The sequence below is a fragment of the Chryseobacterium sp. Marseille-Q3244 genome (assembly GCF_940807095.1).
GTDB lineage: Bacteria > Bacteroidota > Bacteroidia > Flavobacteriales > Weeksellaceae > Chryseobacterium.
On record NZ_CALNWX010000002.1, the window covers coordinates 385649 to 401046 of the forward strand.

At 34.9% G+C, this 15398-nt stretch carries 14 protein-coding genes; 10 read left to right on the plus strand and 4 right to left on the minus strand.

The window, feature by feature from the left end; all coding sequences use genetic code 11:
* Positions 1–132 precede the first annotated feature (132 nt).
* Both NBX25_RS04870 and NBX25_RS04875 read right to left on the minus strand, forming a co-directional pair.
* Positions 133–651, minus strand: coding sequence for a HEAT repeat domain-containing protein (locus NBX25_RS04870; RefSeq protein WP_250252982.1), 519 nt, complete (start codon positions 649–651; stop codon positions 133–135).
* Between the two features lie 182 nt (positions 652–833).
* A complete protein-coding gene (locus tag NBX25_RS04875) occupies positions 834–2999 on the minus strand; it encodes a TonB-dependent receptor domain-containing protein (RefSeq protein ID WP_250252983.1) in 2166 nt (721 codons plus the stop codon).
* 144 nt (positions 3000–3143) lie between these two features.
* On the opposite strand from NBX25_RS04875, the gene NBX25_RS04880 reads away from it, so the two are divergent.
* Both NBX25_RS04880 and NBX25_RS04885 read left to right on the plus strand, forming a co-directional pair.
* Positions 3144–4166, plus strand: coding sequence for a sensor histidine kinase (locus tag NBX25_RS04880; RefSeq protein ID WP_250252985.1), 1023 nt, complete (start codon positions 3144–3146; stop codon positions 4164–4166).
* Positions 4163–4867 carry a LytR/AlgR family response regulator transcription factor gene (locus NBX25_RS04885; protein ID WP_250252987.1) on the plus strand — a complete coding sequence of 235 codons (705 nt, stop codon included), beginning with the start codon at positions 4163–4165 and terminating at the stop codon, positions 4865–4867. Before NBX25_RS04880 ends, NBX25_RS04885 begins: the two co-directional genes overlap by 4 nt.
* A 276-nt stretch (positions 4868–5143) precedes the next feature.
* Here the strand turns inward: NBX25_RS04885 and NBX25_RS04890 are convergent, their stop codons facing one another.
* Entirely contained in the window at positions 5144–6007 is an 864-nt protein-coding gene (locus NBX25_RS04890) for an alpha/beta fold hydrolase (protein WP_250252988.1), read from the minus strand.
* Between the two features lie 123 nt (positions 6008–6130).
* Positions 6131–7336, minus strand: a complete 1206-nt coding sequence (locus tag NBX25_RS04895) for a hypothetical protein (RefSeq protein ID WP_250252989.1) — start codon at positions 7334–7336, stop codon at positions 6131–6133.
* Positions 7337–7522: 186 nt separating this feature from the next.
* Between NBX25_RS04895 and NBX25_RS04900 the strand changes: the two genes are divergently transcribed.
* From NBX25_RS04900 to lepB, 8 genes are all read left to right on the plus strand, one after another.
* Positions 7523–8809, plus strand: a complete 1287-nt coding sequence (locus tag NBX25_RS04900) for an adenylosuccinate synthase (protein WP_123908657.1) — start codon at positions 7523–7525, stop codon at positions 8807–8809.
* 157 nt (positions 8810–8966) lie between these two features.
* The gene (locus NBX25_RS04905; protein ID WP_123908656.1) at positions 8967–9257 is read left to right on the plus strand and encodes a hypothetical protein; all 291 of its coding nucleotides are present in this window, start codon (positions 8967–8969) and stop codon (positions 9255–9257) included.
* 196 nt (positions 9258–9453) lie between these two features.
* Complete coding sequence (locus NBX25_RS04910) at positions 9454–10296, plus strand: energy transducer TonB (protein ID WP_250252991.1); 843 nt, start codon at positions 9454–9456, stop codon at positions 10294–10296.
* A gap of 163 nt (positions 10297–10459) precedes the next feature.
* Positions 10460–11233, plus strand: coding sequence for a ParA family protein (locus NBX25_RS04915; RefSeq protein WP_115973537.1), 774 nt, complete (start codon positions 10460–10462; stop codon positions 11231–11233).
* Positions 11234–11302: 69 nt separating this feature from the next.
* Complete coding sequence (locus NBX25_RS04920) at positions 11303–12193, plus strand: ParB/RepB/Spo0J family partition protein (protein WP_123908654.1); 891 nt, start codon at positions 11303–11305, stop codon at positions 12191–12193.
* Positions 12194–12832, plus strand: a complete 639-nt coding sequence (locus tag NBX25_RS04925; RefSeq protein WP_123908653.1) for a DUF5683 domain-containing protein — start codon at positions 12194–12196, stop codon at positions 12830–12832. It begins immediately after the preceding gene.
* 60 nt (positions 12833–12892) lie between these two features.
* The gene (gene dapB / locus NBX25_RS04930; protein WP_250252993.1) at positions 12893–13594 is read left to right on the plus strand and encodes a 4-hydroxy-tetrahydrodipicolinate reductase; all 702 of its coding nucleotides are present in this window, start codon (positions 12893–12895) and stop codon (positions 13592–13594) included.
* 131 nt (positions 13595–13725) lie between these two features.
* Positions 13726–15375: a signal peptidase I gene (gene lepB, locus NBX25_RS04935; protein ID WP_250252995.1), complete on the plus strand. Its 1650-nt coding sequence runs from the start codon at positions 13726–13728 to the stop codon at positions 15373–15375.
* Positions 15376–15398 lie beyond the last annotated feature (23 nt).

Sequence of the window (15398 nt, forward strand, 5' to 3'; positions counted from 1 at the left end):
ATAAATTCAATAGCAGCGGGCTTTAGCCCGCTTTAAAATAAAATGTCAAATTTCAATGGACTTTAGCCCAAACCTAAAAAACAAAATCATGGATATAAACTCCAGGATTTTTATGTTTATCAATTTTAAATATTATTTCTTCGTTTTTTTTATGGCATCCAGATAAATTTTCTTGATGCTGTTCTTTTCCTCTTTCTCGCTCATGTTCTCAAGGGCCGGAAGAAGAGTCTTGTTGTGAGGTGTTTTCAGCTTCAGAATTTCTCCTAATGCAAATGCGGCACTCCAACGGACAACAGTTCCTTCATGTTCTGTGTTTGCGATCAAATTACTGATAGCCAGCTCCAGATTATCAGGAAATCGTTGAGCTGTATTACCAATTACTTTGGCGCTTTCCCATTTTATTTTGGGGGCTTTCTCAGTAAGGGTATTGGTAACAAATGCAAATACGGTTTCATCTGCCAGGTCAGGATTTTGCTTGGTGGCATATTCCATGGCTTCTATACAGGTTCCCTTTATCGGATCTTTTGATTTCTCGGCAAAAGCGATGAGTTCATCTGTAGGTAATGAAGTGTCAATGATCCATTGGCTGATGATTTCTGTTTTTTCCTTGGCTTTGGTAGCTTTGTCTTTAAAAAGTTCTTCTATCGTCATGGTGTTTGATTTTAGTTTTTCCAGCGTTCTAATTTAGGAATTCCTTTTGAAAACAAGCCGGCTAGAATGTTAGCAATAAAAAACTCTCACAGATTTTGCAGAAGAGGCAGGTAAAAGAATACTTAGGCACCTGTGTAACCTGTGAGAATCTCATTAGAATTAAAAACTAATAAAAAATAAACTTATTGATTCATCCTGTTTCTTTCCTCTTCATTTCCAAAATTTCTATCCTTAGATTTAAGATCATTATTCCCGAATCTATAGCTCAATGAAAGCCGGAATCCTCTTGTATAATTATTATTTCTGAAATTGGTTTCAATACCATTAGACTGATAGGAGATCAAAGGTCTTTGGCTGTTCAGAAGATCAGTTCCGGTAAGAGATATGGAGAACTTTTTGTCAAGACATAGTACTTTTACAGTCACATCCAAAATATTCATCGTGGAAATATGAAAGATCTGATATCTGCCTGGAAGCTGTAATCCATAATTAACACTTACTAAAATTGTTTTTTTCTTGTTAAGAATAAAGTCATTATTGCTGTACAGGTAAGCATTATAGCCATCAATAGAAGCTGTGTAAGGAACTTTGGATTTTACGTTCTGGTAATTAACATTAAATCCTGAAAAGCTGTTCCACCATTTTATAGCGCTGAAATTATAAGAGGTTGAAAAGCCAATCTGATAAGTATCTGCATAATTTATAGGAGTATTTCTGGTAACATTGGTTTCGGGATTCAATATAGATAATGCCTGTCCGAAATCTGAAACTTTGGAAAAATACAATGAAGAAGTCCATTTTTGTCCTTTGATATAGGAGAGCTCAAGGTTATCAATAATTGAAGGTTTCAGATAAGGGTTGCCTTCAGAATAATAAAACGGACTGGTTCTCACAACAAACGGATTCAGATAATCAAAATCCGGACGTCTGATCCTTCTGTTGTAAGTCAGTGAAAAAGAATGATTATTGTTCGCAGTATAAGTAAGATAGGTTGTGGGAAACAATTTGATATAATCATTTTTATCAGTCTGGTTGCGGTTTTCAGAAAACCCAATTGTTTGAGTAGCTTCTGCTCGTAATCCCAGTTTAGCTTCCCACTGACTGTTGAATTTTCGGCTCAATGAAAAATATAAAGCTTCATTATATTCCTTGTAAATAAATGTATTGGATTGATCGGTATTCAGAAGAGCCGGACCGGTTTCTTTATCGTATGCTAAAAAATTATTGTCAGTGCGGGTGAAAGAGAAACGACCACCGAAATTAAGATCTGCCCAGAGAAGTTTGGTCTCCAGATCAGCTTTTCCTGAATAGTTACGAATTTTATTCACATTTGAATTCAATGCTGAAAAATAGGAGCCGGGAAGCATCTGCATTTTGGCATCAAGTTCGCTGCCGTAGAAATCTCTTGCATCATCTTTTTTATATTCAAAAAAATCAAAATCTGTGGTAAGTACAGTTGCTGCACTGTCCATTTTTATGGTGTTAAACCAATTCAAACTATTAATATTCGGTTTGTTGGAAGATTGGGTATCAGAAGAAATAAATGAGGTAGGCTGCGAATTTTGATAACTTATTCTTGAAGTAAGCGGTGAGCTTGAGCCAGTTTCCGAAGTGAAACTACCCAGGTATTTTAATCCGGTTGTCCATCGGTCTGTGATTTTGTAATCTACCCCTAAACTGATCCCCAGATTTTTATTTTTACTGATCCCCTGTGTATCCATAGACCATAATTCATTTTGGTAATACGTGTTGGTTTGAGAACTGGAGCGGAGTTTTTGCTGTTCCATATATACAGAAGACTGTAGTGAAAGTTTCCCATGATTATAATTAAACATTCCCTGTACGCTGTTTCCTGCATAAAACCTTTGGGTATAATTAGTTCCTAAACTGGCGTTCCATGAATTGTTTTTGGCTGTTTTAAGTTTGATATTGATGATACCATTGTTTCCTTCCGCTTCATATTTTGCCGGTGGAGAAGTAATCACCTCAATACTTTTAATATTATCTGAAGGAATTGTTTTCAGAAAAGTAGCTACTTCACTTGCCGGAATTTTTTGAAGACGGTCATCAATCATAATCAACACTTCACCTTTACCCACAATGGAAATCGTTTCATTTTGTACCCTTACCATAGGAGCAGATTTTAAAGCATCCAAAGCATTACCACCCGTTGAGGCTGTAGAATTTTCAACATTATAAATCAGGCGGTCCACCTTTCTTTCAATGATTTTTTTCTGCTTTTGTATGATAACTGTTTCTAAAGAAGTTTCATTAGTCGTTTCTTTTTCCTGTGCATTCATTGTATTTAGGAATAAAAGAAGGATCGCTGGAAGAAGTAAAGTTTTCATAATCTTTGTCTTAATTTTTCAGCAAAACTGCAGCTTTGAGCCAGCTGAAACCAATTTTATCGACGTTCCTCCGTATTTTGTCGACAAACCCGGTGTGAGGCTTTTCCATAAAAACCTATTTTTACAAAAAAAATAATAACCCATATGGGAAAACTATATCTGAATAAAAAGACAGAAATTGGGCTCCACATCTTATTTTGGTTGCTGATCCTGTACTTTATGCTGATTGGTAAACCGCTTTCTTTCGAAATGCCGGAGCTGGATTTATTCCTTAAAACCTATGCTGTAGTCTTTGTTTTGACCTTTTATTTTAATTATGGTGTTGTGATGCCAAGAATCTTCACTGATTTTAAATGGATAAAGCTATTGTCAGGAATTATCATTACTTTTCTGTTCTTTGCATTAGCCCGTTTTGTAGTAGAACAGATTATAACAGACTGGTGGCTGGGACAGGTGAATTATACAAATCCTGTGTTAGGAAGCTATCTTCTGGACAATCTTGCTTACAGCAGCAAACCGATTATTTTTAGCTCATTTTTATGGCTGATCATCCATGTGATAAGACTTTTAGAATATAATAAAGTGATTTTGGAAGAACAGAAAAATACAGAAATCAAATTTCTTAAAGCACAGATCAATCCGCATTTTATTTTTAATACCCTCAACAATATTTATTCAATGGTTCATTTTCAATCTCCGGAATCTCTTTCGGCTATTGAAAAACTCAGCAATATCATGCGTTTTACTACCTATGAAGCCCAGAAAGATCATATTGCCCTGTCTGAAGAACTGGATTATATAAAAGCCTATATAGAATTGGAAGAGTTAAGGCATTATGAAAATAATATCGTAAAATGGCACTCAGTAATTAAAGATGAAAAACGAAGAATAGCTCCCTACATTCTATCCCCATTGGTAGAAAATGCGTTGAAACATGGAACCTATTCTGAGCAAAACCCAATTGAAATCAGTATTATTACCGATGAAAAGAGTCTGAATTTTGAAGTCATCAACTCTATAGGAAATAAAAAAACAGATAAACTGGGGGGCATTGGACTGGATAATCTTAAAAACAGATTAGATATGCTGTATCACGGTAGATATACACTGGAAACCATCCGACTTGAAAATAAATTTAAAGCATCCATACAAATTCAACTTTCATGAAACAAAAGATCAATTGTATTATCCTTGATGATGAACCCTTTGCGGTAAGGCTTTTGAATGATTATGCCTTAAAAACTGATCTGTTAAACATCGTATATGCAGGAAGTGATGTATATGAAGTGATGAAATTACTGGGTTCAGAAAGTATAGATCTTATCTTTATTGATATTCAGATGCCTGAGCTGACGGGTATTGAAATGATGAAGATGTTCAATAAAAACCATAATTTCATCGTAACCACTGCGTATGCTGAATATGCTTTGGAGGCTTTTGATTTTCATGTAGTCGATTTTTTACTGAAACCTATTACTTTTAACCGCTTTTACCAGGGGGTACAGAAATTTATACAATGGCAGCAGGCTTTTATTCCTGAACCACAAACAGAACACCTTTTTGTACGGGCAGACCGGAAGTATTACAAAATTGCTTTTGATGAGGTCATTTATATTGAAGGGTTAAAAGATTATATCAGAATTCACACGATCAATGATAAAGTGATGGTATTGGAAAATATGAAAGATATTCTAGAGAAACTCCCGGAAAACAGATTTATGCGAATTCACAGGTCTTACATTATTGCTATTGATAAAATCAAAGTTGTCGATGGAAACCGGATCCAGATGAGAAACCAGGACTTCGTGACAGTAGGAGAGACCTACCGAAAACCTTTCTCAGAATGGATTGAAAGCAGTGGCAGGTAAGAAGATTGAATACTTGTTCACTACTTTGGTAAGTAGGTTGTATTTCTTAATCAACCTAGGAATTAGGAGCGTTAAGAAAATTTCAATATAATCCGTTAAAAAATTCCCACTGTCTGAGCATGGCTGGTCCATTGAATCGAATCTACATTAAATGATCCATGCGAGTTTGGGAATTTTAGGAATATATTTAAATTTTTAGCGGATGATTCCAGTCTTGAACTTTTGTATACTTTTGTTTCAAGACAAAAGTATAACAAGAAAAAAACAGTAAGAACCTTATTTACAATGTTTCAACATCCAATCATAAATTTCACTCAGCACCTGTTCCCGTATTTCCTCATTTAAAATCTCATGGCGCATCTCCGGATATATCTTTGTCTCCACATCCTGAAAACCATCACTTTTTAAATTATTGATGGTAAGTGTAACCCCTTTACCAAAATCACCAATCGGATCATTCTGTCCGCTTACAAATAGAAAAGGAAATGATGGGGAAATAGAAGAAGCCCAATTTCTTGAAGTTGCCCTTTTATAAACTGTAAACAGCGTATAAAAAGCATTGTGAGTGAAAGGAATTCCACACAATTCATCCTGTTCAAAAGCTGTTCTGTTTTTAGGATTAATGCTGAGCCAGCTTGTATCGCTAAAGTCTTTATCTTTCTTAAAATGTTTATTGTTAACTTTCGTGAAAACAGAATTTAAAAAAGTACGATGTTTTGGAGCTATAGCATTGGCTAAAAATAAATATCCTCTTAATACATCAATTCCCGGCAAAGGTCCACCGGTTCCGGTAATAATAGCTCCTGCAAATTTATGACCAGCCTTTTGAAGAAGACAGCGGGTAATAAAAGATCCCATGGAATGCCCCAAAATAAAATGCGGAACATCCGGATATTGTGCTGCAAGATGATCTGCCATCATTTCTGCATCAGCAATTAATCTTTCATCCGGTTTATCAACCTGGAAGAAACCAATCTCGTTTTTATCTTTTACAGATTTTCCGTGACCAAGATGGTCATAAGTAAGGACAGCAATGCCATGATTGGCAAAATACTCTGCTATTTCCGAATATCTTCCGCTGTGTTCCTGCATACCGTGAACGATGAGGAGGGTGGCTTTTGCTGTTTGTGGAGTGAACATATTGTAAAAAATCTGTGACTCGCTGTTTATTTTTGATGGTAGATATGCAGATTTTTGAAATAATATCATTATTATAAGTTATGGCTATATCAATAATAAAATAAAATTATGAACTTTTGGTTTCTAGTCATTTAAAAGTGTCATTACTTTTGTGTCAATATCAGTTATATTTCTGACTTCTTCAAAAATTGGCCATTCTAGATATTGGTCTTTGTTTAATTCTTCTAATATAATGGCTTTTTTTATTTCTGAGTCTATGTCATTAAAATCACCACATAGAATTTTATGTGCAACTTTAAAAATCGGTGTAGCTGTTCCAACTTTAATAGTTTTTAAAATTTCACTCAACTTAGGATTATTAGTTCTTTTAAGTGCTATGGCATGATTAATTTTTATTCTTAATAAATTATCTTCTTGTTCACTGTTTTTGGGAATTATTACTTCAGCATACTTGCAAATTTTTGCAACAGTATCATAGTTTTTAAGATTTAAATCTTCAAAAGATTGAACCATAATCTCATTAATTGCTCTGTTAATATTGTCTTTATCCCAATTACCCCAACAATTAAAAAGCAATAGTAATCCTGCTAACTTAAATTCTTTAAGACTATTTAGAAAATATATTTTATCAATAGTAATCTTGTCTCCTATATTAAAATTATAAGGATTTTTTGTTCTAACAATATATTTTTTATTTACAGTGGATGAATTATGAACGATTAAATGTCTTCTTTCCCTAATTTCAATAATACTATTCCAATTAACTAGATTTTTTTCTAATGGTATTTTTAATTTGTCCTCAAAATGCACTAAAAGCTCATTGAAGCTCTTCTCTAAAATTAATGTTTCAATTTCTTTAACAATAAGGTCTTTTATTGCTTCATTTATAGATTCATATTCAGAAAGTTCTTTTAAAGTAAATTTGAACTCTTTTTCATTTAATGAATTACTGTATTTATTATAGTAGTAAGATAATAAATCTGCCAATAAATATTCAAAATAATTATTTAGCATTAAAAACGAACTATTAGATAGTATTTCATAGTTCTTTGGAGATAAGTTGTTTCTTTTTCTTAATCTTTGTGCAAGCTTTCTTAGATGCCTTTGGCTAATTTTTAAAATTTCTTCTTGATTTTCTCCATTTTCAAACTTAACTTCTTCAATTTTGGCTTGATATTCGTTGAATGCGTCATTGAACATCTTTCCCGAGGTATCATTTATATTTTCATCCTCACTTGTTGCTAATTTTCCAAATTTATTGAAGTATAAACTTACACTATTTAAATTGTCAATATAGTTGTTGTAAATTGATTCTACAGACTCAATCATTTCTTTTCATGGTTTTAAGTTTTCAAATATACATTATTAAAATTAACTGTTCTCTTCTCCGAATTTATTTTAGCATGCAAATTTTTCTCCTAATTTTCACCCCACCCAAAAATAAATATCCCCTATAATTTGGCAGTCATTTTTTTTAAAAGTAATTTTGCACGAATCTTAAAACAAAAGTAAAATATGTCAACTTATGTAGTTGTAGGTCTTCAGTATGGAGATGAAGGTAAAGGTAAAATCACGGATGTTTTATCAGCAAAATCGGACTATGTAGTACGTTTCCAAGGAGGAGATAACGCTGGTCACACGGTATATGTTGGTGAAGAAAAATTCGTTCTGCACCTTCTTCCTTCAGGAGTTCTTCAATGCAAAGGGAAATGTATCATTGCAAACGGAGTAGTGGTAAACCCTAAGTCTTTTATTAGAGAAGTTGGTCAGATCGAGAGCAAAAACTTGAGAACAGATCACATTTTTATCAGCAGAAGAGCGCATGTCATCATGCCTTACCACATCCTTTTGGATACTTACCGTGAAGAGGAACACGGCGGAACTCAGATCGGAACAACCAAAAAAGGAATCGGGCCTTGTTATGAAGATAAAATTGCAAGAGTCGGAATCAGAATGGTTGACCTATTAAACCCTGAGATTTTAAGAGATAAAATTGAGAAAAACTTAAAAGTTAAAAATTCTCTTTTTGAAAAATATTACGGAAAACCTGCATTAGACGTTGAAGAAATCTATAACGAATATTTAGAAATCGGAAAACAGCTTCAGGACAGAATCGTTGATACTGAATTAGAGCTAAATGAAGCGATCAGAGACGGTAAAAACGTTTTATTTGAAGGAGCACAAGCATTAATGCTTGATATCGACTTCGGTACTTATCCATACGTAACTTCATCTTCACCGTCTACAGGAGGAGTTTGTTCAGGAGCAGGAGTTCCACCAACATCACTTCAAAACCTGATTGGGGTAGCAAAAGCATACTGTACAAGAGTAGGAAACGGACCTTTCCCATCTGAATTAGACAACGAATTGGGTGAGAAAATCAGACAAATCGGTGGTGAATTCGGAGCAACTACAGGGAGACCAAGAAGAACAGGTTGGTTAGACCTTGTTTCTTTAAAGCACGCTTGTATGATTAACGGAATCAATAACCTTGTCATTACTAAACTAGACGTTCTTACAGGAATTGAAAACCTTAAAATCGTTACACATTACAAAACTGAAGACGGAAAAATTATCGATTACTTTACTTCGTCAACAGAGAAATTATACAACTATGAGCCAATCTACCAGGATTTACCAGGTTGGGAGGAAGATATCACAAAAGCAAGAAGCTATGATGAACTTCCTGATAACGCTCAGAAATACATCGAGTTTATTGAAAAATATTTAGGAATTAACGTATATTTAGTTTCTGTAGGTCCTGAAAGAAGTCAGAACATCATCAGAAAAGAATTATTCTAATTTTCTTAGAACATACACATAATAAGAGACTGTCAGATTTGATGGTCTCTTTTTTTTGTTTCATGTCAGGGTTTTAAATCTTGGCATGGATAATCATATATTCTCAAAATGTTGATGTTATTGAAAACCCTTATATTTAATCTTATAATATAATCAGATGGAAAACAATAAATTACCTCAATCTACCATGAACAATATTGTAATTAGCGTATACTTTACCATTGCATATGCTGTTTTACTAAGTGTTTATTTAGGGTTTCCAATAAATATCCGCAGTAATTTTCTGCTGATGTTATTTGTTGTTTGTAGCTTACTGTTTAGTGTTGCCGCTATATATTTTGCTGCCAAAAGTTATAAAAAAGCAAAGATCAGTTCAGTAATTCTCATTATGATCAATGCTCTGGCGTTATTAATACCATTAATAATGTTACTGATGATTTTTACATAATTCAATACTTCGATGGATTTTAGGGATATATTTTCAATAGTTGAAATGTTAAATTTTAAACATTTTCATAAAATTTTATAATATTATGTTGTTTTGGTAAAATTCTGGCAAATCTTTTGATATTGAAACATTGCTTATCGATAAGAACTAATAAAACTAATAATCACTTTTTTTAACAGTTTAAATAGTAATAGTGATGAAACACCAGAATCAGAACCAGGAATTTCGCTTCAACGAAGTTCTTTTTGAGCACCGGAACAAAGAATACGGTGCTTATGTATTAAGAAACGAATCAGATAGAATATTAACTAAAGCACTTTTTATAGGAGCAAGCTTAATGGCTGCTGTATCCATTACACCATTTGTAATATCAGCTTTTAAAGGTCCGGAGGTAATTGAACAACCATGGGAACTTCCACCACCAATGGTGATTCCCGATGAACCTGTTGATACACCACCGGTAACCATTGCACCTGTAAAACCAGCCACTGCTCCTGATACAAAAACATTTGACAGTACAGTTCCTACACCCTCAAGAAATGCTACGGATAATGTGAAAAAGGACCCTATTCCTGATGATGCTGTAGCAGGTTTTAAGGATAATTTTAAAGGCGATGTAGTAGCTCCGAATACACATGTGCCAACAACGGCGCCTGTGGGACCGGTAATCAACACGCCACCGCCGGTAATTCCGGAAGTTGTGGATAAAAGTAAAATTGTGGAGTCAGGAGAACTTGGCGTAGAAGCCAGTTTTAAAGGCGGAATAGACTCTTTCAGAAATAAAGTCATGAAGAACTTCGACGGTTCAGGATTTGAATCAGAAGAAATAGTAAAAACTACGGTTACATTCATTGTAGAAATGGATGGAACAATTTCAGGGGTAAAAGCTAACGGAACCAATGCCGATTTTAATAATGAGGCAATCAGAACAGTGAAGTCAATTTCAAACAAAGGAACCTGGATTCCTGCCAAAAATAAAAAAGGTGAATTTGTGAGAAGTTACTTCAAGTTTCCAATCTCCATGAAGTTTGATAATTAATATCAAAAATCAATTTTTAATAGTTATCCACAAAGAATTTTTTTTGTGGATAATTTTTTTTATACTTAAATTGCTTATTAACAATATTTTAACTCTATTTTGATTTTCTCTATCTATCGGGAGCAAAGAAAAAAGTGTATTTTTGAAACTTAAAGTTCTAATAATGGCAAAAATCATAGGTATAGCTAATCAAAAAGGTGGGGTAGGAAAAACGACCACTGCCGTAAACTTAGCCGCAGCATTAGGAGTATTGGAAAAAAAAATATTGATTATTGACGCTGATCCTCAGGCCAATGCTACATCTGGTTTGGGAGTAGAAGATGTTCAGTATTCCACATATAATCTATTGGAGCATAGTGCAGATACAAGAACGTGTATCAAAAGAACGGCAACGCCGAATCTGGATATTATTCCATCACATATTGACCTGGTAGCAGCAGAGATCGAATTGGTAGACAAGGAAGATCGTGAATATATGCTGAAAAAAGCCTTAGCCAGTGTAAGAGATGATTATGATTATATTATCATCGACTGTGCACCGAGTTTAGGTTTGATTACAGTAAATGCTCTTACAGCAGCAGATTCTGTAATTATCCCGATCCAGTGTGAATATTTTGCATTAGAAGGACTTGGAAAACTTTTGAATACCGTTAAAAATGTTCAGAAGATCCACAACAAAGATCTTGGAATAGAAGGTCTTCTACTTACGATGTATGACAGCAGATTAAGATTGTCTAATCAGGTAGTGGAAGAAGTAAACCTTCACTTCCCGGAAATGGTTTTCGAAACCATCATCAGCAGAAACGTAAGATTGAGTGAAGCTCCGAGTTTCGGAGAAAGTATCCTGAACTATGATGCCGAAAGTAAAGGGGCAGTTCAGTATATTCAGTTAGCTGAGGAAGTTCTTTTAAAGAACGAAAACTTAATAAAGAATTAAATTAATAATAAATGGCCAATGAGTGATTGGTAACCATCACTTTACAAACATCATTTATCAATTATATCTATGAAGGACAAAAAAAGAGCTATGGGACGCGGCTTGGGCGCCATTTTAAGTGCAGAATCCAAAGCAACTGTAAACTCTGCTACCGATGAGGGGGCAGATAAGTTTGTGGGAAATATTGTAGAAGTTGCGCTTGAAGATATATATCCGAACCCAACGCAGCCGAGAACTTATTTTGATGAAAAAGCACTAGAGGAATTAGCACAGTCTATTAAAAATTTAGGGATAATTCAACCGATTACCCTAAGAAAAGACGGTGAGAAATTCGAGATCATATCCGGGGAAAGACGTTACAGAGCAAGTAAAATTGCAGGTTTAACAACGGTTCCGGCTTATATTCGTTTGGTAAATGACCAGGAGCTTCTTGAGATGGCTCTTGTTGAGAACATCCAGAGAGAAGATCTTGATGCAATCGAAATTGCCCTTACCTATCACAGGCTTTTGGAAGAAATCGGTCTTACTCAGGAAAATCTTAGCCAGAGAATAGGGAAAGATAGAAGCACTATTACCAATTCAATTAGGCTTTTAAGATTGAATCCGGATATTCAGAATGCGATCAGAAGCGGTGAAATTTCTGCAGGACATGGTAGAGCAATCATCAGTCTTGAAAGTGAAGAAGATCAACAGGTTTTATTCGATCTTATCATTAAAGAAAAATTAAATGTGCGTCAGGCCGAACAAGCCGCTGCAGCATTAAAAAATCCAAAGTCTCCGGCAGCTAAAAAAGCAAACGCCGAACTTTCGAATAACTATAAAAGAGCCCAGAAGACTATCGCTGACATCCTGGATGTAAAAGTGGAGATCAAGGCTTCTGGAAATGGTAAAAAAGGTAAAATTGTTCTGGACTTCAAAAATGAAGAAGAGCTGGAATATATTTTATCCCATATTAAATAAATGAAGAAAATATTTTTCACATTTTTCTTGTGTATTACTGCATTGGCATACTCACAAGTTGCACCTATTGATACTGTTCGGGTACAAACACCTACGAAAGAAGAACTTCGTTTGATAAAACCAACCAAAACAGAATCCAAGATCATCGAAGATCTTGAAAAAGCGAATGGTCCTACCAGGGTAACTGTAAAACTTAACCCAACCAGAGCTGGGCTGTATTCTGCAGTATTGCCAGGTTTGGGACAGTTCTATAATAAAAAGTACTGGAAAATTCCAATCGTTTGGGGAGCTGTAGGAGCAGGAGTCGGTATTGCAGTATGGAATGATAATCAATACAAGAAATACAGAGAATACTATATCGCTAAGCTAAACGGTACTCCAAATGAATTCGTGGATGCTCGCCCTTGGCTAGATAAAATAGCATTAGGGAATGCTCAGGACAGAGCGAAAAGACAAAGAGATTACGCCATTGCCATTACAGGATTGATCTATATATTGAATATCGTAGATGCCGTAGTGGATGCCCATCTCTATGAAAGCCGTCATGATCCTGATTTAACCTTTAAGCCATCATTAATCCAGGATCAATACGGATTTGATGCACCCAAAACAGGATTCGCTTTAAGTTATAGATTTTAATAGACAATACATACAGGATACCGAAAGGTGGAAGGTAACAATCAAAATAAAAAAGATTACATGAAAATAGCATTAGTTGGTTACGGTAAAATGGGTAAGATCATTGATGAGATCGCACAGAAAAGAGGTCACGAAGTAGTGGCTCGCCTGAAGGAAACCCCAACTGCTGAAAATCTTAACAATCCGGATGTTGTTATTGAATTTTCCTTACCGGAAGTTGCCTATGACAATATTAAAACTTGCCTTGAAAATAAAATTCCGGTAATTTGCGGAACAACAGGATGGCTGGAGAAAAAAGCTGAAATTGAAAAACTGGCTGTAGATAATGATACTGCCTTTTTATATGGTTCAAACTTTAGTTTAGGCGTTAATTTATTTTTTGCTTTGAATGAAAAGCTGGCTGATCTAATGAAGAATGTTAATGAATATTCTTGTCAGTTGGAAGAAATTCACCATATCCATAAAAAAGATGCTCCAAGCGGAACTGCAATTTCTATAGCAGAAGGGATCATTAATAATAATCCGAAATTTGACGCCTGGAAACTGGAAGAAACAGAAGGTAACCAACTGGGAATTTTTGCTGTTCGTGAAGACGAAGTTCCGGGAACACACAGTGTTTTCTACAGAAGTGAAGTGGATGAAATTGAGATCAAGCATACCGCATTCAACCGAAATGGCTTTGCATTAGGAGCAGTAGTTGCTGCCGAATGGATCAAAGACAAAAAAGGAAACTTCGGAATGAAGGATGTTTTAGGGCTTTAATTGTAACAAATTCTGTAAATTGCAGACCAATATGAAAATGATGAATAGTGAATTGTCAATAGCGGAAAAGCTGTTATCATTTATTACTCATCATTTATCATTTATATCATAAGAATAGGCACAAAAAAATTATGAATTATTTTTTAACGTATACAGTGTATGTCCTCATTTTATCCGTATTAATGGGGATTTCAACATGGAAGTTGTTTAAGAAAATGGGGTATAGTCCTTTATTTGCATTTATACCTTTTTATAACTATTTTATCATTTTAAAAGAAACAAAACATCCGAAATGGTGGGCAATCCTTTCGTATCTACCGATTGTAGGGCCAATCATGATGTCTGTTTTCCATCTTTATTTAGTAAAGAAGTTTGGAAAAACGCTTTTCAAGGATCAGATCCTTACAGTGATTCTTCCGTTCATCTATATGGCAATCATCAACTATTCTAAAGATGTAGAATTGGAAGATGAAAATGCAAATGACCTGTTTCTTACTGATGAAGAAAAAGAAGCCAAAAAGAAAGATACATTTCTGGGATCTATTACTTTTGCAGTAGTATTTGCAACGATTATTCACGTTTTTGTAACGCAGCCATTTGGAATTCCTACAGGTTCCATGGAGAGAACCTTATTAGTAGGAGACTTTCTTTTCGTAAACAAATGGAGCTATGGATACAGACTTCCAATGCGTCCTTTAGCAATACCTTTCCTTCAGGGAACAATCATGGATACAGGACAGAAAGGAAACCCTAAAGATGATCCTAAATCTTATGTAGACGGAGTAAAATTACCTTATACAAGAATTTTACAGTTCAATAAGCCGCAGAAAAATGATGTAGTAGTGTTCAACTACCCTCAGGATTCAGTTCACACGGCAATCGACAGAAAAGATCCTTATGTAAAAAGATGTGTGGCTACAGCAGGTGATACTTTTGAAATGAGAGCCGGAAGACTTTTCGTCAACGGAAAACCGGAAACAGTTTTAGGAGATCAGGAAGTACAGCACAGGTATATTGTAACTACTGATAGCCAGTTAGACATTCCTACATTATACAAAGCCTATGGATTTTTACCGGTACAGGAAGTGCAGCAGAATAATGGTGGATTTATCTATGGTTTCCAGGGGCTGACAGATAAAATTGCGAAAGATATTAAAGAGCTTCCTCATGTTGTAGACATGAAAGAAGATGTTTCGGTGAAAGGAGAAGCTGCAATAGCTTATAGAGACGAAGCCAGAACTAAAATCGATACAACACAGTCTATTTTCCCTGTTAATAAACCTTGGAACCAGGATTGGTATGGTCCGGTAAGAATTCCTAAAAAAGGAGATGTGGTAGCGATCAACAACGAAACCCTTCCAATGTTCCAGTGGATTATTTCGGAATATGAGCACAACAGCTTAGAAAAGAAAAACGGGAAAATCTTTATCAACGGAAAAGAAGCGAACCAATATACCATCCAGCAAGATTACTACATGATGGTAGGGGATAACAGAGATGCTTCATTAGATGCAAGGTTCTTTGGTTTTGTTCCGGAAGAAAATATCGTTGGAAAACCAATGTTTACATGGATGAGTCTTCAGGGAGCTTTTGCAGACAGCAGCTCTACCTATCAGGCACCGTTCAAGATCCGTTGGGACAGAATGTTTAAAGCAACCAATACAGGAGAAGCTAATAAAACTTCATACTGGTGGATTGCAGCTATGATTTTAATATTATTCTTTGGTTGGGAGTATTTCGTGAAATTATTCAGAAAGAATAAGACAGAAGACGAACTATAAATAAAATTAAACTTAAAATAGAA

Excerpts from the sequence above, each read along its gene's own strand:
- NBX25_RS04870 (WP_250252982.1), bottom strand. The coding sequence starts at position 651 with ATGACGATAGAAGAACTTTTTAAAGACAAAGCTACCAAAGCCAAGGAA.
- NBX25_RS04875 (WP_250252983.1), bottom strand. The coding sequence starts at position 2,999 with ATGAAAACTTTACTTCTTCCAGCGATCCTTCTTTTATTCCTAAATACA.
- NBX25_RS04880 (WP_250252985.1), top strand. The coding sequence starts at position 3,144 with ATGGGAAAACTATATCTGAATAAAAAGACAGAAATTGGGCTCCACATC.
- NBX25_RS04885 (WP_250252987.1), top strand. The coding sequence starts at position 4,163 with ATGAAACAAAAGATCAATTGTATTATCCTTGATGATGAACCCTTTGCG.
- NBX25_RS04890 (WP_250252988.1), bottom strand. The coding sequence starts at position 6,007 with ATGTTCACTCCACAAACAGCAAAAGCCACCCTCCTCATCGTTCACGGT.
- NBX25_RS04895 (WP_250252989.1), bottom strand. The coding sequence starts at position 7,336 with ATGATTGAGTCTGTAGAATCAATTTACAACAACTATATTGACAATTTA.
- NBX25_RS04900 (WP_123908657.1), top strand. The coding sequence starts at position 7,523 with ATGTCAACTTATGTAGTTGTAGGTCTTCAGTATGGAGATGAAGGTAAA.
- NBX25_RS04905 (WP_123908656.1), top strand. The coding sequence starts at position 8,967 with ATGGAAAACAATAAATTACCTCAATCTACCATGAACAATATTGTAATT.
- NBX25_RS04910 (WP_250252991.1), top strand. The coding sequence starts at position 9,454 with ATGAAACACCAGAATCAGAACCAGGAATTTCGCTTCAACGAAGTTCTT.
- NBX25_RS04915 (WP_115973537.1), top strand. The coding sequence starts at position 10,460 with ATGGCAAAAATCATAGGTATAGCTAATCAAAAAGGTGGGGTAGGAAAA.
- NBX25_RS04920 (WP_123908654.1), top strand. The coding sequence starts at position 11,303 with ATGAAGGACAAAAAAAGAGCTATGGGACGCGGCTTGGGCGCCATTTTA.
- NBX25_RS04925 (WP_123908653.1), top strand. The coding sequence starts at position 12,194 with ATGAAGAAAATATTTTTCACATTTTTCTTGTGTATTACTGCATTGGCA.
- dapB (WP_250252993.1), top strand. The coding sequence starts at position 12,893 with ATGAAAATAGCATTAGTTGGTTACGGTAAAATGGGTAAGATCATTGAT.
- lepB (WP_250252995.1), top strand. The coding sequence starts at position 13,726 with ATGAATTATTTTTTAACGTATACAGTGTATGTCCTCATTTTATCCGTA.